Origin of the sequence: Marinobacterium sp. BA1 (assembly GCF_041155135.1) — a bacterium.
In the GTDB taxonomy this organism is placed as follows: Bacteria; Pseudomonadota; Gammaproteobacteria; order Pseudomonadales; family Balneatricaceae; genus Marinobacterium; species Marinobacterium iners.
The window spans coordinates 3,678,290-3,699,572 of record NZ_BAAFHC010000001.1 but is presented as its reverse complement, the minus strand read 5'-3'; the positions used below and the strand labels follow the sequence as shown (position 1 = coordinate 3,699,572).

Genomic DNA, 21,283 nt, shown 5'->3' with positions numbered 1-21,283 from the left:
CTGCCGTTTCTACTGCTACTCTTTGAGCAAACTTCAGGAAGGAAACCACCTCCCATGACCGCAAAAACCGGATTTCGTACCCGCATCGCGCTCCCCTTTGTTATTACGGCCGCAGCACTGGTCTTTGTCGGGCTGTTCAGCGTCAACACCAGCCGCAACCTGGTAGCCGACACCGATGACATTTCCGGCAACTATCTTCCCGCCATCAGCGAAGTGCTCAACGGTGACCGCGATCTTTATCAGGCACTGGTAGCACAAATGGCGGCCGTCGATGCGGGCACCAACCTGCAGGAAGCCGACGCACAAGTCGCAAGCTTTGACGAAAATACTCAGCAGGCGCATGACCGTTTCAATCAGGCTGTTGCGCGCCTTCGCGGTACCGGTATCTCGAGTTCGTCCGAGGGATTTGAGCAGGCTTTCCGGCAGTGGGAGAGTTCAGCTCGTCAAGTGATGGAACTGGCGCGAGGCGGTAACCCTGAGCGTGCACGTGCCTTGTCACATCAGGTCACACAGCCGCTGTTCAGCCAGCTGCGCGACTATTTCGACCGGGTAGGCTCCCATACCGAGCAGCTGGCTCAGGAGAAAGCCGCCGAGGCATCCTCGGAAGGCGTCAGCAGTTCGGTCACCACGTTGATCATTACCTTGCTGGCGCTTTTGCTCAGCCTGGCCCTGTTCTTTATTTTCATGCGTCTGATTCTGCGCTCCATCACCGCTCTGCGTGAGCAGCTTGACAACATTGCCAAGGGCGAAGGCGACCTCACCCAGCGTATTCCGGTTGAAAGCAACGACGACCTGGGTCGACTGGCCAGCAGCTTCAACCTGGTATTGAGTAATCTGCAGCAGATGATTGGCAGTATTCAGAGCCTGAGCCGTGACCTGGGACAGGAGTCAGGTCGCCTGGCCTCGGCAGCTCAGGATAACGATGCAGGTGTCAGCCGCCAGACTGATGCCATCTCCATGGTGGCAACGGCCATCAATGAGATGCAAAGCGCCATCGAAGAGGTGGCAGGCAACGCTTCACGAGCCGCGGACATAACCCGTGAAGCGGATCAGACCGGCCAGCGCAGCGCCGAGATCATTCACCAGTCTTCGGCGCAGGTGCGACGACTGGCCGAACAGACCGAGAAGGCGGTGACCTCAATCCGAACGCTCGCCGACAATTCCAACGAGATCAGCAGTGTGCTGGATGTGATCCGTGATGTGGCTGAGCAGACCAACCTGCTGGCGCTCAACGCGGCCATCGAAGCCGCCCGCGCAGGCGAACAGGGACGCGGTTTTGCAGTGGTGGCCGACGAAGTGCGTACCCTCGCCAGACGTACTCAGGAGTCCACTGAAAACATACAGAACATGATCAGTCGACTGCAGGGTGGCGTTTCTGAAGTCGTCACCGTAATGGAAACCGGCAGCAAAGAAGCCAGTGCCACCGAATCTCTCTCCAGCAGCGCCGAAGCCGAGTTACAGACCATCTTGCAGGCGATCTCTCATATTACCGACGTCAATACCAGCGTAGCCTCCGCTACCGAACAGCAGACTCAGGTCGTGGATGAGATCAACCGCAGCATCACCGAAATCAATGATTTGGCCACACAGGGGGCCGACCGCTCACGAGACATCGGCAGCATCAGCCGCTCACTGGATGGGTATGCCCAGCAATTGCAACAGCAAACCGGTCGTTTCAAGGTGTAATGCCGCACCGCAACTGAGCAGGCCTGCACCAGTGTACAGCACAGCGGCGGTACCCATTACCGCCGCATCACCCCACTTAACACAAAAACTCCTTTAAAAACATAAAGTTGATAAAACTGGCCCCTCTTTTGCTGTAACCATATCAACCTTCGGGCCCCGGCGGCCCTGACAAACTGACTGTATTCGGATAATGGCGTCCGTCACCTCTCTGCCCCACCGGCAGAGCCGGTGCGGGCGCTTTTTTTATGTCCCGTCGCCAGTTTTTCTCGACCGCCAGATAACACAGACCGGCATACAACTGACCTATCTCTGAGGTGACACCATGGCTTATCTGATCCCATCCGAATTCGTGACCAAAATGGTCGACGCAGGCGAATCCAAAATTCACATGTCCACCCGCGATACCCTGATCCGCGCCTATATGGCCGGCGCAATACTGGCGCTGGCCGCTGTATTTGCCGTGACCGTGGCGGTACAGACCGGTGTTTTCCTGATCGGGGCACTGCTGTTTCCGGTCGGCTTCATCATGCTCTACCTGATGGGGTTTGACCTGCTGACCGGCGTATTCATGCTGACCCCACTGGCCTGGCTCGACCGACGCCCTGGCGTAACCTGGCCGCAGATTCTGCGCAACTGGGGACTGGTTTTTGTGGGCAACTTTGCTGGTGCACTGACCGTCGCATTCATGATGTCCTACATCTTCACCATGGGTTACAACACCGATGGCGGCGCCATTGCCGAGAAGGTAGCCCATATTGGTGAGTCACGCACCCTGGGCTATGCCGCCTACGGTTTCGATGGCTGGATGACAATCTTCATCCGCGGCATGCTGTGCAACTGGATGGTATCAATGGGCGTTGTCGGCGCCATGATCTCCACCCATGTCAGCGGCAAGGTTCTGGCAATGTGGATGCCGATCATGCTGTTCTTCTTTATGGGCTTCGAGCATTCGGTAGTGAACATGTTCCTGTTCCCGTTTGGCCTGATCATGGGCGGCGACTTTTCGGTGATGGACTACATGATCTGGAATGAGATCCCCACAGCACTGGGCAACCTGGTCGGTGGTCTGGCCTTCACCGGACTCACCCTGTACACCACCCATGTGCGTACCGCGGCCAAACGCAAACTGGCGACCAACACTTCTGCTGCCAAACCGGCATCCGCGTCGGCCTGATTACGGCCATCCATCCGCGCAGCGCTTTTCCGGGAGCGCTGCGCTGTTGTATTCAGGGGAGAGAAACCATGCCGCCAGGACTCCAGCTCAGTCTGGGCCAGTATTCAGACGCAGGACGCAAGGACTGCAATCAGGACTTTTACGGTGCGCTTATCCCCACCGAACCTCAGCTCAGCCTCAAGGGCGCCGCTTTTGCCATCGCCGATGGCATCAGTTCCAGTGATGTCAGCCAGATCGCCAGTTCAGCGGCGGTCAGGGGCTTTCTTGATGACTACTTCTGTACCAGCGACACTTGGAGCGTTAAGACTGCCGCGGAAAAGGTGCTGTTCGCCACCAACTCATGGCTTTGCAGCCAGACCCGTCACAGCGAGCACCGTTTTGACAGGAACCGGGGGTATGTTTGCACCTTCAGCGGGTTGATTATCAAGGGCCACAGCGCACACCTTCTTCATGCCGGCGACAGCCGCATCTACCGGGTGCGCAACCGTTCGCTGGAACAGCTCACCAAGGATCATCGCTTGTGGATATCACGCGAGGAAAGCTATCTGAGCCGTGCACTGGGCATTGAAGACTGTCTTGAATTGGACTACGACTGCCTGTCGCTGCAGTGCGGCGATCTGTTTCTGCTTGCCACCGACGGGGTCTACGAGCATCTGGATGCACAGTATCTGCTCGATCTGCTGGAGCAACATGCCGAGGATCTGAACCAGGCTGCCCGATCAATTGTGGAGGCGGCGTTCGCACAGGGCAGCCCTGACAACCTGACCCTGCAGATTCTGCGTATTAACCGCCTGCCTTCTGCAGAGCATCAGGTGGTGCAGCAACAGGTTGAGCAACTTCCCCTGCCACCAACACTGGAGCCCGGCATGGCGTTTGATGGCTACCGGATCCTGCGTGTGCTGCACGCCACCAGTCGCAGCCATGTGTTTCTTGCCCAGGACCTGACCTCAGAGGAGCAGGTTGTCATCAAGACACCCTCTATTGACTTGGGCGAAGACCCGGCCTACCTGGAGCGCTTCATGATGGAGGAGTGGATCGCCAGACGCATCGACAGCCCACATGTATTGAAAGCGATAACGCCCGGGCGACCACGCCGGTTTCTCTATACCGTCACCGAATATATCGACGGCCAGACATTGGCTCAGTGGATCAATGACCACCCCCGCCCTGAGCTGGAAAACGTGCGCAACATCATCGATCAGCTCGCTCGTGGTTTACAGGCATTTCATCGCCGCGAAATGGTGCATCAGGACCTCAAGCCCGACAACATCATGATCGACACCAGCGGAATAGTCCGCATCATCGACTTCGGTGCTACCCGCGTGGCAGGCATCGTTGAGTCATCCCATGCACTGGAGCAGCCCCATCTGCAGGGTACTGCACTCTATTCGGCCCCTGAATATTTCTTGGGCGAATACGGTGACTGGCGTGCCGACCTCTACTCACTGGGCGTGATCACCTATCAGATGCTGTCCGGTCGGTTTCCTTATGGTAACAGGGTCGCACGCACCCGTACCCGCGCCGCTCAGCAACGCCTGAGTTATGACTCGGTGCTGGAGCGGGAACGCGAGATTCCCACCTGGATCGATGACACCCTGGAACGGGCGCTAAAGCCTGACCCGAACAGGCGTTACGAGAGTCTTTCAGAGTTCATCTACGATTTGCGCCATCCCAACCAGCGCTTTCTCAACCGTACACGCGCGCCACTGCTGGAGCGCAATCCGGTATTGTTCTGGCAAGGTGTTTCTCTGGTGCTGGTGCTGTTGGTGATCCATTTGCTGCTGCGCCCCAACTGAAAGGACGCCGGTTGTTTGCCGGAGTATCGGTGCATCAGCACTCGATACTCCGGCAAACAACAGCGATGCCGCCGATGGCGGCCATTCACTCAATGCCGACTTCAACCCTGTCACCATTGAATCTGGCCGGCCAGCGAGGCAGAACGACATCCGGCTGTTCCAGGCAAACGCCGTCATGCAACCGGAAATGCTGCTTGTAAAGCGGCGCAGCCACTGACCATTCACCCTCCAGTTCACACAATATCCCCCAGGCCAGTACCTCCGCCTGAGAGAAGGGGTCACGATGGCACAGCGCATAAAGTTGCTCTTTAGCAGGATCTGGCCAGTACAATGCGGCGGCCTGATCACCAATTTTGACCGCCACACCCGACCCGGGTATCAGGTCATCACGGCTACACAGATCCTGCCATTGCAAGCTGTTCATCATACCTCCTCCACGGCCAGTTCGCGGGCCGGAATCAACTGTTCTCGCTCAACGACTTGTACAATCCGTGCTCGGCCCGGTTCATCCGAATTGACGAAGCTGCGGAAGCGCTTGCGCCGGTTGGGATCATCTACTGCCTCTTTCCACTCACAGCGATAACTGTCGACGACATGCTGCATGCGGGATTCCAGCTCTGCCGCCAACCCCAGACTGTCGTCCATCACAACCTGCCGCAGGTAATCCAAACCACCTTCAAGGTTTTCCATCCACACTGAAGTACGCTGCAGGCGGTCGGCGGTGTAGATGTAGAACATCAGGATACGGTCGATGTAACGCACCAGCGTTTCATCATCCAGATCAGTCGCGAACAGGTCCGCATGGCGCGGTTTCATGCCGCCATTACCACAGACATAGAGATTCCAGCCGTTTTCAGTGGCAATCACGCCAATATCCTTGCTTTGGGCCTCGGCACATTCTCGGGTGCAGCCTGACACGGCCATCTTGATCTTGTGCGGCGCGCGCAGGCCCTTGTAGCGGTTCTCGATCTCGATCGCCATGCCAACGCTGTCCTGCACGCCAAAGCGACACCAGGTGCTGCCAACGCAGGATTTCACCGTTCGCAGCGACTTGCCGTAGGCATGACCGGTCTCAAAACCGGCCGCAATCAGCTCTTCCCAAATCAGTGGCAGTTCATCCAGCGCCGCACCGAAGAGGTCAATCCGCTGGCCACCGGTGATCTTGGTATAGAGTTGGTATTTCTGCCCTATTTCGCCCAGCACGATCAACATCTTCGGTGTAATCTCGCCGCCCGGAATGCGCGGCACCACCGAGTAGGTACCGTTTTTCTGCATATTGGCCATGAAGGTGTCGTTGGTGTCCTGCAAAGGCACCAGTTCGGGGCTGTGGATAGGTTCATTCCAGCAGCTGGCCAGCATGGAGCCGACGGCCGGTTTACAGATTTCACAACCGCCGCCATGTCCGTGACGCTGAATCAGCTCGTCAAAAGTCTTGATCCCATCTACACGGATCAGGTGGAACAGTTCCTGACGAGTATGGCTGAAATGCGCACAGAGCGAACGATCGACCTGTACGCCGCGCTTTTCCAGCTCCGCATCCAGCACGGTCTTGAGCATGGCGGCACAACCACCACAGCCGGTGGCGGCTCGGGTGCTGGCTTTGAGATCGGCCACCGACACGGCACCATCATTCATCGCCTCGCAGATATCACCCTTGCTGACGTTGTGACAGGAGCAGATGGTGGCCGTCAGTGGCAGCTCGGCACTGCCCGCACTCGGCAGTCCGCCCTCAGAGGCAGGCAGAATCAATGCTTCCGGCTGCTCCGGCAGCGGCATGTCATTCAGTGCCAGCTGCAGCAGTTGATCGTAGCCGCTGTTGTCCCCAATCAGGATGGCACCCAGCAGGCGCTTGCCATCCTCCGAGACCACCAACCGACGATAGACGCCGCTGCGCTCATCGCTGTAGCGGTAATTCTGACACCCCGGTGTATGGCCGTGAGCATCACCTATCGAGCCCACATCCACACCCAGCAGTTTCAGTTTCGTCGACATGTCGGCCCCCTGAAAATGTGCCTGGCCATCACCAACAAGATGCGACAGGGCCGCTCGTGCCATGGCATAACCCGGTGCAACCAGACCGAAATGACGCCCGTTCCACACCGCACACTCGCCAATGGCATAGATGCCAGGATCGCTGCTGCGGCAGTGCTGGTCCACCTCAATACCGCCACGCTCACCCAGCTGCAGGCCAGCCTCACGGCCCAGCATGTCCTGCGGCCGGATACCGGCGGAATACACGATCAGGTCGGTCTCCAGCTCGGTAGCGTCGGCAAAGCACATCTTCATCCTTGCACTGTCACCCCGAATAATCTGCTGCGTCGCCTTGTCGGTATGCACCGCAACCCCGAGCGCCTCGATCTTGTGGCGCAGCAAGGCTCCCGCTTCGTCATCCAGCTGAACCGGCATCAGCCGGGGGGCAAACTCGACCACATGTACCTCCAGCCCCAGCCGCTTGAGGGCGTTGGCGGCTTCCAGGCCGAGCAGTCCACCGCCGATCACCACGCCGACATTGGCACCCTCGGCACTGGCACGAATCGCATCCAGGTCATCCAGTGTTCGGTAGACCAGGCAGTGTGGCTGAGCCCCGCCGGGGATGGGTGGAACGAAGGGCCACGAGCCTGTCGCAAGCACCAGTTTGTCGTATCTGTATTCCCCCCCCTGGGTGTGCAGGGTTTTGCATTGGGGATCAATGGACAGAACCGACTCACCCAGTTTGAGGCTCACGGCGGGGTGTTGATACAGCTCCGGTGACCCCAGCCTCAACGCGTCGGCACTGCCCGAATCAAAATAGTCTGACAGGTGTACCCGATCATAGGCGGGATAGCGTTCAGCCCCGAAAACCATCAGTTCACCCTGCTCAGCAGCTTCACTGGCCAACCACTGTTCCACAAAGTGATGCCCTACCATGCCGTTGCCAATCACGGCCACGCGCAAAGGGCGACGGGTACCGGTGCAGTCTGTCTGTTTCATACGGCACTCTCTTAGTTTCAGATAAAAAAAAACGGTGCCACTTCTGTGCTGCACATGCAGCAAGGAGTGGACACCGTTGTCCAAAAAACCACTTGATGAGCGTCTGACCTCAGGCCTGACCTGCAACTGGTATTGCAGGGTTTATGCCAATCGGTCAATAACAGGCAGAAGCGGGGCTTTTACCCGAACAACAACGACAAGGGCGCTTTAAAAAGGTGCAGACAGGGTCGAAACGACCCTTAACAGGGCACGGAAAAACATAATTACGTTTTCCCCAGGCCGTCACAGGCGGCTATCAGACGAGCCGCCAGATCGACCAGACGGATGTTGGCCTGCATCGCCTGCTGCCGCATCTGACGATAGGCCTGCTCTTCACTGAGGCCATGAAACTGCATCAGCAATCCCTTCGCCCGCTCTATCTGCTTGCGTTCATCCAGAGCCGAACGTGCCAGCTCCAGCTCTTTCTGAACCTGTTCCAGATGGCGTGCCTGAGTCAGTAACAGGTCATATACCGTATCGTTCAACCCCCCGCCTTCATGTCCGGGACTGCTCAGCAGCTCAGCCATGGGTGTCAGGTTGACCGGAACCGTACGCTGCGCAGCGGCTTCTATCAGGGTGTTAAGCTGTTGCCGGTGATGCCTCAGCTCCGCTTCAGCCGCGGCGGTCTTGTCACGACTCTTTTGCAGAAGGAGCTGCTCCAGATGGGCTTCAAGCTGCTGCATGCGATCGATGCGGCAGGTGGCCAGCTCATACCAAAGCTCACTCAATGACATCGGCACTTCTTCTTTGGGTTGCAGTCGGCTGAACATGCCCCGCAATCGTAACAGCTCGGCATGCTCCGAGGTCGCCTGCAGCTTGTGCCAGAGTGCCAGCGGTTCTGCCTCTGCATAACAGGTGAAGGTATCAAAACTGCGTTGCTGGGCATCCTGCAGGTTTATCAACCGCTCCAGCTGCTCGGCCTCGAACCGACCTGCCGCGAAGCCGATTGCTCCCCAGGCACGTTCCTGCCCTGCATACTCCTTCCCCTGTATGAAGTTGAATGTCGCGACCAGAGCCCGCGTCAACTCCGGGTCGCCACAGCTGTCCGCCAGTTCAAATATGACCGCCAGCAAACGGGCAATCAGCTCACTGAGCCAACAGGTGAGCGTTGCCGCCTCCAGTTGTTGCTGCTGCACCTGAGCACGCAGCAGATCCAGCTCTTCCAGCTGCAGCAGTACCGCCGCGATGCAGTTGCACAGGCGCATTCCCGCCGGTGCACTGCCTGTGCCCGGCATCAGGTCTGCAACTCCCTGCCGAAAGGCCTGTTCGGCCACACGGCTACGCGCGACCTGCTCCGGATACTGACGGGCAAAGCACTCACCGCCGGAAGCCAGAAAGACATTTGAAATACCGCGTTCACGCTGCAGCTCATGGATTAACCTCCCGGTCAGAATCGCCTGTTGGCAACCCACGGCCAATTGTTTCAGTGCCTCAATCTCGGCCTCACGAGCAGCCAGCAGAAAGCGGTGGGTCAGCGGTGTACTTGAAGCTTGCATCGGCGGCCTCTCAGCAAAGAAGTTGCAGGGATACCATCGGGACAAGCAATTTATGTTCCAGCTCTCGCAACTGGCACCGGTTTTGCTTGTTTATTTCTGCTTAACATTTGAATTAAGGCAACGACGCCTGCTCCGTGATCGCCAAACCGGTCACGGGCAGGCGTTTTTTTATGAGGGCTAGAACATGTTTACGCTTTTGGTACGTTCGTTTGCTGAAATACGGTTAGCATTACCAAGCCGACAGACATTGTTCGGCAGCCGTTTATCCCACACCGACAACACCCCCCTCGGGCGCGTGGACCTGGTGGGTGCCGGCCCCGGTGATCCGGAGCTGATCACTCGCAAGGGCTGGCGCCTGATTGAGCAGTCCGAGGTAGTGCTGCATGACGCCTTGGTCAGCCCTGAGTTGATGGCTCAGATACCGCTGCATGTACAGCGCATATATGTCGGCAAGCTGAAGGGGCGACATTCACACTCTCAACGCGAAATTTGTGAGCTGCTGGTCAAGCTGGCTCGGCAAGGGCACCGAGTGGTAAGGCTCAAGGGAGGCGACCCGCTGATATTTGGTCGATTGGGAGAAGAGTTGAATGCACTGAGAGCCGCCGATATTCCGTTCAGTATTGTACCCGGCATCAGCGCTGCAGCCGGCTGTGCCGCCAGTTGCGGATTTCCGCTGACCGAGCGAGGACAATCTGCACGACTGAGGCTGATCACGGCCCATTCCTGTGATGACAGTGAAATCAATTGGCAGGATCTGGCGCGGGCGGATGAAACATTGGTTTTTTACATGGGGCTGTCGATGGCCGCTGCCATCAGTCACGGCCTGCAGACTGCCGGTCTGCCTCCGGACTGGCCTGCGCTGCTGGTCGAAAAGGGTACCCGAGAGGACCAGCGCACCCTGGCCTGCACGCTGGCGGATCTGCCACAAACGGTGCAACAGCACCGATTACAGTCACCGACGTTGATTTATATTGGATCAGTGGTCAGTCAACACCACAGTTCCCCCACTGGGGTATCGACCGAAAACCGGTCCGCAACCTGAGCCTGCAGCAGCTCGGCACAGGCCAGCGCGTCGGTCAGAGCATGATGAGGGCGATAGTGAGGCAGATGATAGCGCTCGCGGCTCTGAGCCAGGCGGATTGAAACCGGCCTGCGTCCGCGCAAACGATCCCAGAGGCTAAGAGGCCTGCGACGGTGCAGTCGCGCTTCAAGCTCCATGGTATCAATCACCGGGAACTCGATTCCTTCGCCAATTCGTGCCTGCAGGGCCGCATTGAGAAAGCTGCGTTCGATGCCGCGATGGTGCACGACCCCAACTCTGCCACGCAACTGTTCCAGCAACTGATCCAGGATCTGGGACAGATCAGGTGCTGCCGCTATCTCTGAATGGGTGATGCCATGAACCACCACCGATTCAGTGCTGAGCCGAGCACGGGGCTTGACCACCCAATGACGCGCACCGGCACAGTGAATACGGCTCAGACTCATCGGCATCAGCCCGATACTGACAATGCCGCCCTTCCGGGGGTCCAGCCCAGTGGTTTCGAAATCGATCGCCACCAGCGGCACGTCCTTCAGCGGTGTATCCGGCATCACGGCACCCGCCTGATAAAAGTCCTTCAGCGCCGGGTAGCGTGCCTGCCGAGCCAGTTCGGCAAACCGGACCGACCAGTCGCTCACCTGCAGGTCTTGGGCATCCCGAGCCGGCTCCTCCTGCAGGGCATTCCGATCCAGATAGAACATCAGTTCGAGCGTCCGGGCTGATAACGATATTTCAGAAACTTCTGCGCGTGGCTCAAAATCTGGAACGCGTCCTTGAGATTCTTGCGCTCGAAGTCGGACAGGTTTTCCGGCTCCACGTTATTGTCCGGTTCCTGTCCCGCTTCAAGGTCCAGCGCCTGATGCCGTATCCGTACCATGGAAATCAACTCCAGCGCATCGCGCAGGTCCGGCCCACGTCCGGGGGGCATCACCGACGCATCGATCACATCACGCAGACGCTCGAAAGAGTTGCTCGCCCGAGACCCGACAGCCAGTGCATGCACGCGAATCAGGTCTGCCACCGGTGCCGTCCCGCGCCGCTTCATGTTAATCGAGTTAGTGTGCCGGCCATCGGTCTCCATCACGAAGTCCTTGAAGAATCCCAGCGGTGGCGTACGCAAAAGTGCATTGCGTGCCATACAGGCCAGGAAGCGAGGATTGCGTTGCGCTTTGCGCCGGATCAGGTCATTCAGCATCTCAGCCCAACGGGTCCTGCCCCACACACCCTCCAGATCGAAGAATATGGCACTGTTGAGCAAAAACTCCGGTGTCGGTTTGTCTATCCACTCAGTGAAGTACTGCTCCCATACCCGTAGCGGCTGACGCCATTTCGGGTTGGTGGCCATGATCTTGCCGCTGCAATAGGTGTAGCCACAGGCATCCAGCCCGTCACAGACAAACTCCGCCAAGGCCTTGAAATAGTCTTCATGCTCTTTGGGGTCGTAACGATTGTCGAGAATCATGGCGTTATCCTGATCGGTGACGATCAGCTGCTCTTCCCGCGCCATGGAACCCAGTGCCAGAAAACAATAAGGCACCGGAGGTGGCCCCAACTCTGCCTCGCCCAACTCCAGCAGACGCTGCTTGAAGCTGCGACCGATCACCGCCATGGCACCGCCAATCATGCGCGAGTTGGCATCCTCGTTCACCATGCGGGTGAAACAGGCGCGTACATCCTGCTTCAGTGCCACCAGCTCTTCCACACTCTGTGCCCGGAAGATGCTGCTGACCACAAACAGGCTGTTCTGCGACTCGTAGCGGATGATGTCGGACAGGGCGATCACCCCGATCGGCTGCCGGTGTTTCAGAACCGGAAGATGGTGCACATTGAAACGCAGCATCAGCAGCATCGCTTCAAACACGAACTGGGAGTGCTCAACGTACCGAAGCTCGGAGGTCATAATCTCGGTGACCGGCGTATCGTAGTCCAGTCCCGGAGAGACCAAACGATTGCGAATATCCCTGTCGGTGATAATACCCGCCATGCGGCTGTCACGCTCGGGATCCTCGTTCGCATCCAGAATCAGCAGAGACGACACACCCTCTTCCGTCATCCGAATGGCCGCCTCGCGCGCCGTGGCCGTAACCGGCAGACACACAGGCTCACGACTCACCAGGGTTTCAACCCTGGAGGTCATCAACTCATTGGCATCCTCACGCCGCGCCACTGCCTGGCGCAGACGAGTGCGGTCTTCCACCTCAACAATATCAGCAAAGCCTTCGTTATTGTCGAACAGGTCGTTGAACAGGGGCTCGGCAATCAGATACACCAGCGTGTCTTCCAGCGCCACTACCGGAAATCGCACCCGCTTGTTGCGCAGCAGGCCGAACTCACCGAAGAAACCTCCTTCACTCAAACGGTTGTAAAGATCACCGTTACGTCGGAACACCTCAACGGCACCGCTGCGGATGATGTACCAGTCACTGATATCTTCACCAAAGTTCAGTATCTGGCTACCCGCCTTGAAATAGGCGACTTCAACCTGCCCCGCAACCTGTCCCAGGGTTTCCTCGGACAGCTCCGTAAAGGGAGTAGTACGGCGCAGGAAGTCGAGTATCTCGATATGTTCAGCCTGCTGCGTCTCAACCATGGGTAATCAGACCCTCGGCTCGGAGGCTAGCCCTTTCACCATCGAGAAGGCTGCAACCAGCAACACAATGGTAAACGGCAAACCGGTCGACACTGCCATTGCCTGCAGCGCGACCAGCCCCCCGCCAAGAATCAACGCAATGGCCACCAGCCCTTCAAACGTACACCAGAACACGCGCTGTGGCGTCGGCGCATCCACCTTGCCACCGGCTGCGATTACGTCGATGACCAGCGAGCCAGAGTCGGATGAGGTTATAAAGAACACCACCACCAGAATGATCGCGATGAACGAGGTGATCTGTGCCAGCGGCAATACGTCCAGCATGGTGAACAACTGCAGCGGCAGCTCCGCGTCGGCCACGGCGTCGTAGCCCGCATTCACCACCTGGTCGATGGCGGTGGTACCAAACACGGTCATCCACAACACGCAGGCCAGCGAGGGCACCAACAGTACCGAGATGATGAACTCACGTACGGTACGCCCCCTGGACACGCGCGCGATAAACATGCCTACAAACGGACACCAAGAGATCCACCAGGCCCAGTAAAACGCGGTCCAGCCAGATGCAAAGTTGCTGTCCTCACGCCCAACGGGGTTAGCCAGCTCCGGCAGATAGGTCAGATACGCCATCAGGTTATCGAAGAAGCCGGTTGCAATGGCCAGCGTCGGCCCAACGATGATCACGAACGCCAGTAACAAGACCGCCAGCACCATGTTTATTTCAGACAGTCGCTTCACCCCGGCATCCAGACCGGCCAGTACTGAAACCAGCGCTATGGCGGTGATCCCGATCACCAGAACAATCTGTGTCGTGTTGCCCAGCGGAATACCGAACAGATAGTTCAAACCTGATGCAGCCTGAGAGGCACCGAAGCCCAGAGAAGTAGCCAGGCCGAACAGGGTCGCCAGCACGGCCAGAATATCAATGACATGTCCCGGCCAACCCCAGACTCGTTCACCCAGAATCGGATAGAACACCGAACGGATTGTCAGCGGCAGACCCTTGTTGAAGGAGAACAACGCCAGCCCCAGTGCCATGACGGCATAGATTGCCCAAGGGTGAAGCGCCCAGTGGTAGATGGTGGCGGCCATGCCCAAGCGCGCAGCCAATTCGGCATCCCCCCCAGCAGCCCCCAGTGGCGCCCAGTCGGTTCGAACGCCGTTCTCGATACTAATGCCACCAAAGGCCGAGCTGAAGTGGGACAGTGGCTCCGAAACGCCGAAGAACATCAAGCCGATACCCATACCAGCAGCAAACAGCATGGAAAACCAGCCGGCGTAGCTGTAATCCGGTGTGGCTTCGGTCCCGCCGAGGCGTACCCGGCCAAGTGGGGTGAAAATCAGCACCAGACAGATAATCACGAAAATGTTGGCTGCACTGATGAAAAACCAGTCCAGATTGGTAGTCAGCCAGCCACGAAGGCTGCTGAACAGCGGTTCCACCTGGCTTTGAAAAACCAGGGTAAGCAGTACGAACGCGATCACGGCAAGACCGGAGATCGCAAAGACGCGGTTGTGGATATCCAGGCCGAAAGGGCCTACGTTGACAACGATGTTATCCTGACCGATCTGGTAGTCGGTATCGATCGGATTCACATCACCATCGGGGATCATGGGGTCTTTATTGGCCGCCATTTGGTTTGTCTCCCTCAGGTCAGATTTGAAACGTTTACCTTTTTAGTATGTTGGATCGGGTTATACTTTCGCAAGTCGCAGCCTGCCGGCCGTCACCGTTTGTGCGACGCTTTGTCGCACAAACGCTGGACCACATACGTGCCGTTGGCAGGTATACTGCCCCATTAACCTTAGCGTAATTCCTCCGGGGCTGCTGTGCTGAGCGGATTTCATCACCACCTGCTGCAACTGACCTATATCCGTACTCTGGTGCTTTTTGCCCAGAGTGGCGCTCTGCTGTTCGCTCTGTTTGTACTGCATCTGACACTGGATGTATGGCTGCTTGGGTCCACTCTTGCAGCTCTGGCACTGCTGAATGTGATGACGTTTGCACGCCTGCACTCGCGCTGGCCGGTGACCGAACTGGAGTTTTTCAGCCAGCTCTGTGCCGATGTCGTGCTTTATGGCTGCCTGCTGTACCAAAGCGGTGGCGCCACCAATCCGTTCATCTTCATGCTGCTGATTCCGTTGCTTGTCAGCGCCGCCACCCTTGGCGCTCGATACACCCTGTTGATGGCCACCATGCTGGTAGTGCTCTATACCTCACTGCTGCGCCACTACATACCGGTACTGAAGTTGGAACAGGGTCACCAACACCGGATTTTCGATTTGTATGACCTTCACATCACCGGCATGTGGATCAATTTTCTGTTTACCGTCCTGCTGATCAGCTGGTTTATCGTGCGCATGCATCAGACCCTGCAGCGCGGTGAACAGCGCTTGCAGGCCGAACGTGAACAACATATTCGTGATCAGCAGCTGCTTGCGCTGGCCACACTGGCCGCCGGTACTGCGCACGAGCTGGGCACCCCGCTGTCCACCATGCAGGTTACCCTGCGTGAAATGGAGCTGGATCATCCTGGTGACGCGTTACTGCAGGATGATATCGCGCTGCTGCGCCAGCAGGTGGCCACCTGCTCGGCACGACTGCAGCAGATGAGTCGCAGCGTGCAGGAAGAACAGCAACGCAGCCATAGCCGTATCGCCGTTACCGAACTGCTTGAGCGCGTGATTGAAGAATGGACCCTGATGCGCCCCGAAGTCAGCTACCGCATACCCCCGTTTCCTTCTGGCCCGGCACCAAGGGTGAGCGCTTCTATAACACTGCAACAGGCATTGCTTAACCTGCTCAACAATGCGGCCGATGCCCACCCCGAGGATATCGAGATTGCGCTGAGCTGGGACAGTGAGCGTATCCTCCTGCAAGTGCATGACCAGGGTCCCGGGCTACCGCTGGAACAGGCCGATCAACTGGGCAAACCGTTTGTAACGACCAAGGGGCGAGGGCTGGGTATTGGCCTGTTTCTCACTTCTTCCACTCTGGCTCGACACCAGGGTGAAGTGCGCCTTTACAGCCACCCGGACGGGGGCACCCTGACTGAAGTTGAACTGCCGATCATACCCGAGCCATTCAAGGGAGCTGACGTATGACCCGACATTTTCTGATTGTGGACGATGACCCGGCCTTTACCCGTGTACTGGCCCGTGCCATGACCCGGAGAGGCTTCGAGGTTCAGGTCGCACGCGACGTAGCAACAGCCGTTGCGCTGGCCCATCAACAGGCGCCAGACCTGGCCACTGTGGATCTGAAAATGGAGGGCCCATCCGGCCTGTGCCTGATTCCTCAGCTCAAACAGCTGAATTCAGAGGTACGCATTCTTGTGCTGACCGGCTATGCCAGCATTGCCACTGCTGTCGAAGCAATCAAGTCGGGGGCACATAACTACCTGCCCAAGCCGGCTGATGCAGATCAGATCCTGCGGGCACTTGAAGGTGAAGCAGAGGCTTCAGAGCTGAACAGCGACATTCCGGACACACCGATGTCGGTCAACCGGCTGGAATGGGAACATATCCAGAAAGTTTTGCATGAGCACGAAGGCAATATCTCAGCCACGGCACGGGCACTGGGGATGCATCGCCGCACCCTGCAGCGCAAGCTTGCCAAGCATCCGGTGCGGCGCTGACGTCGGCAGAGCTACTGCTCATCAATGTAATGGCGGGCGTCGAATGTACGGATCCAGTCAGGATGAAACACCATCATGCCGGTCATGATAATGCCGTTCAGCAGTCCTTCGGGGAACATGATAAGCGGCAGAAAGCGCACATACTCCAGATAGATCTTGGCCCAGGGATACACACCATCGGCCCACAGCAGAAGTGCCATCGCCATGCCGCCAACAGCGGTTGCCACACCGGCACCAAAGAAGGCACACAGAAACAGATAGACAAAGAAGTTGCGCGGCAGTTTTGCTTCAACCAGGCGCAGTACCGCCATACTGGCAAGCGCCGGCAACACCACTGAACAGAGCACATTGACACTCAACGTGTCCCAGCTTTCCCGCCCGATCAGGGTCATGCCCAACAATGCCAACGTGCCGGACAGGATGGCCAGGTCCCAGCCAAACATCAGCGTCAGCGTGGTCATACCGAGAAAGTGAATGCCCAGCCCGGGCGAGATGCCGGCCCGCATGGTCCACATCAGCATCAGTACAACGGTTGCGCCAAACAGAAGATGCTGCAGCCGGCGCTGCTGCATCAGCACTGACCAGGGAGCAGTCTTCAGCGCCAGCAACAGCACCAGCAGCGCTGCCAGGCTTGCCGCCCAGAGCCAGCCCCCACTGATCAGTCCCTGTGTCAGACTCATTTCGGCTCACTCCCGCTTCAAGGTTCCCGGCTGAACAACAGCGCGTCTTCAAGCGCATCACCCAGAGGATAGTAGTTTTTACGGCGACCGCAGGGTTGCCAACCACAACGATGATAAAGGGCCTGTGCAGCACGGTTGGATGCACGCACCTCAAGGAAAAAGCGGGTTATCCCTCGCTCAATCAGTGCATCCTGTACCTTGTGCAGCAGGTCGGTAGCCAAGCCCTTGCCACGTTGTTGCGGATCAACCGCTATACGTAGCAGCTCAGCTTCATCCATTATCTCGCTGAACAAACAATAGGCCACCGGTCGGTCCTTCCAGGACAAAATCCAGCTGCTGGCCCCGGCGCTGGTCAATGCCTTCTGCCACCAGACAGCAGCAAAAGGCTCGCTCTCGAAACAGATCGCATCAAGCTTGAGCACCGCATCCAGCTGAGCCTTCTCAAGCTGTTGCAGCTGCAGATCAGTCACTTGAACGGACCAGGCGCAGCGGCTGAATATCACGCCAGGCTTCAGCTTTACGCTCGGGCAGCCGCAGCAGTTCACTCAGACTCAAGGTTACCACCACCGGCAGCCCTGAAGGCAGTTTGAAGCTGCGCCCCTGCAGCGTATCCAACGGTGCCGTTTCACCAAGTATCCAATGGGCAGCGGCCTCTCCCATCAGCAGCACCTGAGTGATACGGCGATGTGACTCCAGCGTACGCCGGAGCTTGTGCTGCACGGCGCGGCGCGCCTCCTCGGCGCCCTGATCCAGCGTGCGGCTGGCCAGCATCGGCCAGGGCAGCATCATGGCATCGCTCAGTTCAGTATCAGCTTCAGCCCCCAGCGCGGTGGTGATTCCGGTCAGCAGGGCACGATGATGCCGGCTGAACCCCTGCGGCTGGTGTGGCGGCAGTGAATCGACAATCAGCAGATCCTGCCGCAGCACAAAGGCCAGCTTGAAACGCGGCGCTTCAACCACTGTTGAGGTTGGCGTCGTGCGAACCGGTCGCTCAACCGGTGTCGCTTTCGGCACAGCGGCAGGCCGCTGATCCAGCAGGGTATCGGTGTCAATTCTGGCACGTGCAGCGACAGGTTTTGGAGCAGGGGTAGAAACAGGGATCGCCTGCTCCTCAACGCTTTCGGCAACATCTTCCAGCCAGGCATCGGCCTGAGCATCATCAGGATAGCAAAATGATTCCACCCAGGGCGCTATCTCGGCTGCACCGGGCAAATTTCCACGCGGCAGCCAGCTGTCGACACCCAGTGCCTCCAGCCAGCGGTGACGATTCTGTTCTTGTGCCGCCAGCGTCATACCGGCCTCACACCTGCGGATGAGCTTTCTGGATATTGGCATCCAGCAGATTCAGTGCGTGCAGATAGGCCTTGGCCGAGGCAATAATGATATCGGTATCGGCACCCAGACCGTTGACGATGCGACCAGCCTTTTCCAGCCTCACGGTGACTTCACCCTGAGAGTCGGTGCCGCTGGTGATAGCATTGACCGAGTACAGCTGCAGATTGGCACCGGAAGCCGCCACCTGCTCGATCGCCTTGAAAGCCGCATCCACGGGACCGCTGCCGGAGGCTTCAGCGCTGTGTTCCTGCGTATCCACGGACACCACCAAGTTAGCCACCGGCACTTCACCGGTCTGGGAAGTGACATTCAGACTGCTCAGTTTGTACTTTTCATGACCGGCAGAGGCACGGGCATCGCTGACCAAAGCAACCAGATCATCATCAAAGATTTCGCTCTTCTTGTCCGCCAGTTCCTTGAAGCGGGCAAAAGCCGTATTCAGCTCGGCGTCGGTGGCAAACACGGTGCCCAGCTCTTCCATGCGGGCGCGGAAGGCGGCACGACCGGACAGCTTGCCCAGAACCATGCGGTTGGTATTCCAGCCCACATCTTCTGCCGTCATGATTTCATAGGTTTCACGGTGCTTGAGTACGCCATCCTGATGAATGCCGGACTCATGAGCAAAGGCATTGGCACCGACAATCGCCTTGTTGGGCTGTACCGGGAAACCGGTGATGCTGGAGACCAGACGCGACGCCGGCACAATTTGAGTGGTGTCGATGCGGGTTTCCAGACCGAATGTATCCTTGCGAGTACGCAGCGCCATGACGATCTCTTCCAGCGCGGCATTACCGGCACGCTCGCCCAGGCCGTTGATGGTACATTCCACCTGACGCGCACCGGCATTGACGGCTGCCAGCGAGTTGGCCACTGCCAGCCCCAGGTCATTGTGGCAATGAACCGAGAAGATCGCCTTGTCGGAGTTGGGAATACGCTCGATCAGCTGACGAATGGTGTTGCCGTATTCGTGCGGCACCGCGTAGCCCACGGTATCGGGGATATTGATGGTGCGGGCACCGGCTTCGATCACCTGCTCAATGATGCGGCACATGAAGTCCAGCTCGGAGCGACTGGCGTCTTCCAGCGAGAACTCCACGTCACCGACCAGATTACGCGCCCGCTTGACTGCACGCACGGCGTTTTCCACCACCTGATCCGGCTCCATCTGCAACTTGTACTGCATGTGGATCGGAGAGGTCGCAATAAAGGTATGAATGCGACCGGAGGCGGCATTTTTCAGCGCTTCACCGGCCCGGTCGATATCCGCGTCCAGCGCACGGGACAGAGAGCAGACGGTGCTCTCCTTGATGGTATCGGCGATCGATTTCACCGACTCGAAGTCGCCGGGGCTGGCGATGGCGAAGCCTGCTTCGATCACATCCACACGCAGCTTTTCCAGCTGTTTGGCGATGCGCAGCTTTTCATCACGGGTCATGGAGGCACCGGGACTCTGCTCACCGTCACGCAAGGTGGTATCAAAAATAATGACGCGATCGTTGCTGCTCATGCTGGCTACTCCCTTCTATACAGGCTGACAACCGTCGCCTGCATGTAGATACTGAAGCTCTGATTGTAAGATCGGGCATTAACCCGAGTGAAAAACAGGATCAGGGCTGTGTTATGGCTATTATTGTATCACCAGATTGTCGTTGACCGCAGACCCGATGAAGGAGTACCGATGAGCCCAACCCGTTTCGACCAGCTGATTGACCGCCGCGCCACCTCCAGCGAGAAGTGGGAGAAATATGCCGACACGGAAATTCTGCCGATGTGGGTGGCCGATACTGACTTTATGGCGCCAGAAGCCGTGATTCAGGCGCTGCATCAGCGCATCGATCACGGCGTGTTCGGTTACACCAGTACTCCTGCCGAGCTGAATCGGCTGGTGATCGAGCGGATGCAGCGGCTGTATGACTGGTCTATTGAGGTCAACGATCTGGTCTGGCTGCCCGGATTGGTGTGCGGCCTTAACCTGGCCTGCCGCTCGGTGGGCGAATCAGGCTCTGCCGTACTCACTCCGGCACCGGTCTACCCGCCGTTCATGTCGGCCCCGCGTCTGTCCGATCGCAGCCTGATCAAGGTACCGCTGATCCGTGAGGAGGATGGGCGCAGCGTCATCGATCTGGACGCACTCGAAGCTACCATTACACCGGATGCCAGGCTGCTGCTGTTCTGTAACCCGCACAATCCCGGCGGCACCCTGTATCGCCGTGAAGAACTGGAAGCCCTGTCCGAAATCATCATCCGCCACGACCTGATCATCTGCTCTGACGAAATCCACTGCGACCTGATTCTGCAACCGGGCCTGACACATACCCCGATCGCGTCGCTGAACGACGAGATTGCGGCCCGCACCATCACCCTGATGGCACCGAGCAAGACCTACAACATCGCGGGCCTTGGCTGCTCCTTTGCCATCATCCAGAACCCGGAACTTCGCCAGCGCTTTCAGCGTGTACGCAAAGGGATCGTGCCTGACGTCAACCTGCTTGGCTATACCGCCGCACTGGCGGCCTACCGCGACGGCGATGAGTGGAACCGTGCCCAGCTGGATTACCTGCGCGGCAACAGGGACTATCTGGTTGAAGCGATCAACGCCCTGCCCGGCCTCAGGCTTGATCCAATTGAAGCCACCTACCTGGCCTGGATCGATGTCTCCGCCGCCAGCCTGGATAACCCACCCCACTTTTTCGAGCAGGCCGGCGTTGGCCTGTCACCAGGACGGGACTTTGGCGATGAGCGTTTTATGCGACTGAATTTCGGCTGCCCAAGAGCACTGTTGGAAGAAGCTGTCGACAGAATGAGACGGGCGTTGTTGAAGGAACTGCCGGCATGAG

At 58.0% G+C, this 21,283-nt stretch carries 17 protein-coding genes; 7 read left to right on the top strand and 10 right to left on the bottom strand.

What is annotated here, in order from left to right; translation table 11 throughout:
* Positions 1-54 precede the first annotated feature (54 nt).
* The 3 genes from ACAM29_RS17820 to ACAM29_RS17810 all read left to right on the top strand — a co-directional run bounded on the left by ACAM29_RS17820 (position 55) and on the right by ACAM29_RS17810 (position 4,656).
* Positions 55-1,686, top strand: a complete 1,632-nt coding sequence (locus tag ACAM29_RS17820; protein ID WP_369624939.1) for a methyl-accepting chemotaxis protein — start codon at positions 55-57, stop codon at positions 1,684-1,686.
* 322 nt (positions 1,687-2,008) lie between these two features.
* Complete coding sequence (locus ACAM29_RS17815) at positions 2,009-2,860, top strand: formate/nitrite transporter family protein (protein WP_354406707.1); 852 nt, start codon at positions 2,009-2,011, stop codon at positions 2,858-2,860.
* A 68-nt stretch (positions 2,861-2,928) separates the two neighbouring features.
* On the top strand, positions 2,929-4,656 hold the full coding sequence (locus ACAM29_RS17810) for a protein kinase (protein WP_369624938.1): 1,728 nt from the start codon (positions 2,929-2,931) through the stop codon (positions 4,654-4,656).
* A gap of 85 nt (positions 4,657-4,741) precedes the next feature.
* On the opposite strand, the gene nirD is transcribed toward ACAM29_RS17810, so the two are convergent.
* From nirD to ACAM29_RS17795, 3 genes are all read right to left on the bottom strand, one after another.
* Positions 4,742-5,080, bottom strand: coding sequence for a nitrite reductase small subunit NirD (nirD, locus tag ACAM29_RS17805; RefSeq protein WP_369624937.1), 339 nt, complete (start codon positions 5,078-5,080; stop codon positions 4,742-4,744).
* Positions 5,080-7,626 carry a nitrite reductase large subunit NirB gene (gene nirB / locus ACAM29_RS17800; RefSeq protein ID WP_369624936.1) on the bottom strand — a complete coding sequence of 849 codons (2,547 nt, stop codon included), beginning with the start codon at positions 7,624-7,626 and terminating at the stop codon, positions 5,080-5,082. Before nirB ends, nirD begins: the two co-directional genes overlap by 1 nt.
* 263 nt (positions 7,627-7,889) lie before the next feature.
* Positions 7,890-9,161: a nitrate- and nitrite sensing domain-containing protein gene (locus tag ACAM29_RS17795; protein WP_369624935.1), complete on the bottom strand. Its 1,272-nt coding sequence runs from the start codon at positions 9,159-9,161 to the stop codon at positions 7,890-7,892.
* Between the two features lie 184 nt (positions 9,162-9,345).
* On the opposite strand from ACAM29_RS17795, the gene cobA reads away from it, so the two are divergent.
* Entirely contained in the window at positions 9,346-10,203 is an 858-nt protein-coding gene (gene cobA / locus ACAM29_RS17790; protein WP_369624934.1) for a uroporphyrinogen-III C-methyltransferase, read from the top strand.
* Here cobA and ACAM29_RS17785 read toward each other — a convergent pair.
* From ACAM29_RS17785 to ACAM29_RS17775, 3 genes are read right to left on the bottom strand one after another with little or no spacing between them, the layout of a single operon-like run.
* Positions 10,149-10,904 (bottom strand): 3'-5' exonuclease, encoded by a 756-nt coding sequence (locus tag ACAM29_RS17785; protein WP_369624933.1) that lies wholly within the window; start codon positions 10,902-10,904, stop codon positions 10,149-10,151. The two genes, cobA and ACAM29_RS17785, sit on opposite strands and share 55 nt — an antisense overlap.
* Positions 10,904-12,793 (bottom strand): DUF294 nucleotidyltransferase-like domain-containing protein, encoded by a 1,890-nt coding sequence (locus tag ACAM29_RS17780; protein WP_369624932.1) that lies wholly within the window; start codon positions 12,791-12,793, stop codon positions 10,904-10,906. Before ACAM29_RS17780 ends, ACAM29_RS17785 begins: the two co-directional genes overlap by 1 nt.
* A 6-nt stretch (positions 12,794-12,799) precedes the next feature.
* Positions 12,800-14,428, bottom strand: a complete 1,629-nt coding sequence (locus tag ACAM29_RS17775; RefSeq protein ID WP_206836414.1) for a BCCT family transporter — start codon at positions 14,426-14,428, stop codon at positions 12,800-12,802.
* Between the two features lie 195 nt (positions 14,429-14,623).
* Between ACAM29_RS17775 and ACAM29_RS17770 the strand changes: the two genes are divergently transcribed.
* Positions 14,624-15,898: an ATP-binding protein gene (locus ACAM29_RS17770; protein WP_369624931.1), complete on the top strand. Its 1,275-nt coding sequence runs from the start codon at positions 14,624-14,626 to the stop codon at positions 15,896-15,898.
* Complete coding sequence (locus ACAM29_RS17765) at positions 15,895-16,431, top strand: response regulator transcription factor (protein ID WP_091826856.1); 537 nt, start codon at positions 15,895-15,897, stop codon at positions 16,429-16,431. Before ACAM29_RS17770 ends, ACAM29_RS17765 begins: the two co-directional genes overlap by 4 nt.
* Before the next feature lie 11 nt (positions 16,432-16,442).
* On the opposite strand, the gene ACAM29_RS17760 is transcribed toward ACAM29_RS17765, so the two are convergent.
* From ACAM29_RS17760 to ACAM29_RS17745, 4 genes are read right to left on the bottom strand one after another with little or no spacing between them, the layout of a single operon-like run.
* The gene (locus tag ACAM29_RS17760) at positions 16,443-17,111 is read right to left on the bottom strand and encodes an energy-coupling factor ABC transporter permease (protein ID WP_091826855.1); all 669 of its coding nucleotides are present in this window, start codon (positions 17,109-17,111) and stop codon (positions 16,443-16,445) included.
* 17 nt (positions 17,112-17,128) lie between these two features.
* Positions 17,129-17,581, bottom strand: coding sequence for a ribosomal protein S18-alanine N-acetyltransferase (rimI, locus tag ACAM29_RS17755; protein WP_369624930.1), 453 nt, complete (start codon positions 17,579-17,581; stop codon positions 17,129-17,131).
* Positions 17,574-18,404, bottom strand: a complete 831-nt coding sequence (locus ACAM29_RS17750; protein ID WP_369624929.1) for a hypothetical protein — start codon at positions 18,402-18,404, stop codon at positions 17,574-17,576. Before ACAM29_RS17750 ends, rimI begins: the two co-directional genes overlap by 8 nt.
* A gap of 7 nt (positions 18,405-18,411) precedes the next feature.
* Entirely contained in the window at positions 18,412-19,953 is a 1,542-nt protein-coding gene (locus ACAM29_RS17745) for a 2-isopropylmalate synthase (RefSeq protein ID WP_369624928.1), read from the bottom strand.
* A 171-nt stretch (positions 19,954-20,124) separates the two neighbouring features.
* On the opposite strand from ACAM29_RS17745, the gene ACAM29_RS17740 reads away from it, so the two are divergent.
* A complete protein-coding gene (locus ACAM29_RS17740) occupies positions 20,125-21,282 on the top strand; it encodes a MalY/PatB family protein (protein WP_369624927.1) in 1,158 nt (385 codons plus the stop codon).
* The last annotated feature ends 1 nt before the right edge of the window (position 21,283 follow it).

Bases quoted from the DNA above. Each gene is read 5' to 3' on its own strand.
- ACAM29_RS17820 (WP_369624939.1), top strand. From the start codon at position 55: ATGACCGCAAAAACCGGATTTCGTACCCGCATCGCGCTCCCCTTTGTT.
- ACAM29_RS17815 (WP_354406707.1), top strand. From the start codon at position 2,009: ATGGCTTATCTGATCCCATCCGAATTCGTGACCAAAATGGTCGACGCA.
- ACAM29_RS17810 (WP_369624938.1), top strand. From the start codon at position 2,929: ATGCCGCCAGGACTCCAGCTCAGTCTGGGCCAGTATTCAGACGCAGGA.
- nirD (WP_369624937.1), bottom strand. From the start codon at position 5,080: ATGAACAGCTTGCAATGGCAGGATCTGTGTAGCCGTGATGACCTGATA.
- nirB (WP_369624936.1), bottom strand. From the start codon at position 7,626: ATGAAACAGACAGACTGCACCGGTACCCGTCGCCCTTTGCGCGTGGCC.
- ACAM29_RS17795 (WP_369624935.1), bottom strand. From the start codon at position 9,161: ATGCAAGCTTCAAGTACACCGCTGACCCACCGCTTTCTGCTGGCTGCT.
- cobA (WP_369624934.1), top strand. From the start codon at position 9,346: ATGTTTACGCTTTTGGTACGTTCGTTTGCTGAAATACGGTTAGCATTA.
- ACAM29_RS17785 (WP_369624933.1), bottom strand. From the start codon at position 10,904: ATGTTCTATCTGGATCGGAATGCCCTGCAGGAGGAGCCGGCTCGGGAT.
- ACAM29_RS17780 (WP_369624932.1), bottom strand. From the start codon at position 12,793: ATGGTTGAGACGCAGCAGGCTGAACATATCGAGATACTCGACTTCCTG.
- ACAM29_RS17775 (WP_206836414.1), bottom strand. From the start codon at position 14,428: ATGGCGGCCAATAAAGACCCCATGATCCCCGATGGTGATGTGAATCCG.
- ACAM29_RS17765 (WP_091826856.1), top strand. From the start codon at position 15,895: ATGACCCGACATTTTCTGATTGTGGACGATGACCCGGCCTTTACCCGT.
- ACAM29_RS17760 (WP_091826855.1), bottom strand. From the start codon at position 17,111: ATGAGTCTGACACAGGGACTGATCAGTGGGGGCTGGCTCTGGGCGGCA.
- ACAM29_RS17750 (WP_369624929.1), bottom strand. From the start codon at position 18,404: ATGACGCTGGCGGCACAAGAACAGAATCGTCACCGCTGGCTGGAGGCA.
- ACAM29_RS17745 (WP_369624928.1), bottom strand. From the start codon at position 19,953: ATGAGCAGCAACGATCGCGTCATTATTTTTGATACCACCTTGCGTGAC.
- ACAM29_RS17740 (WP_369624927.1), top strand. From the start codon at position 20,125: ATGAGCCCAACCCGTTTCGACCAGCTGATTGACCGCCGCGCCACCTCC.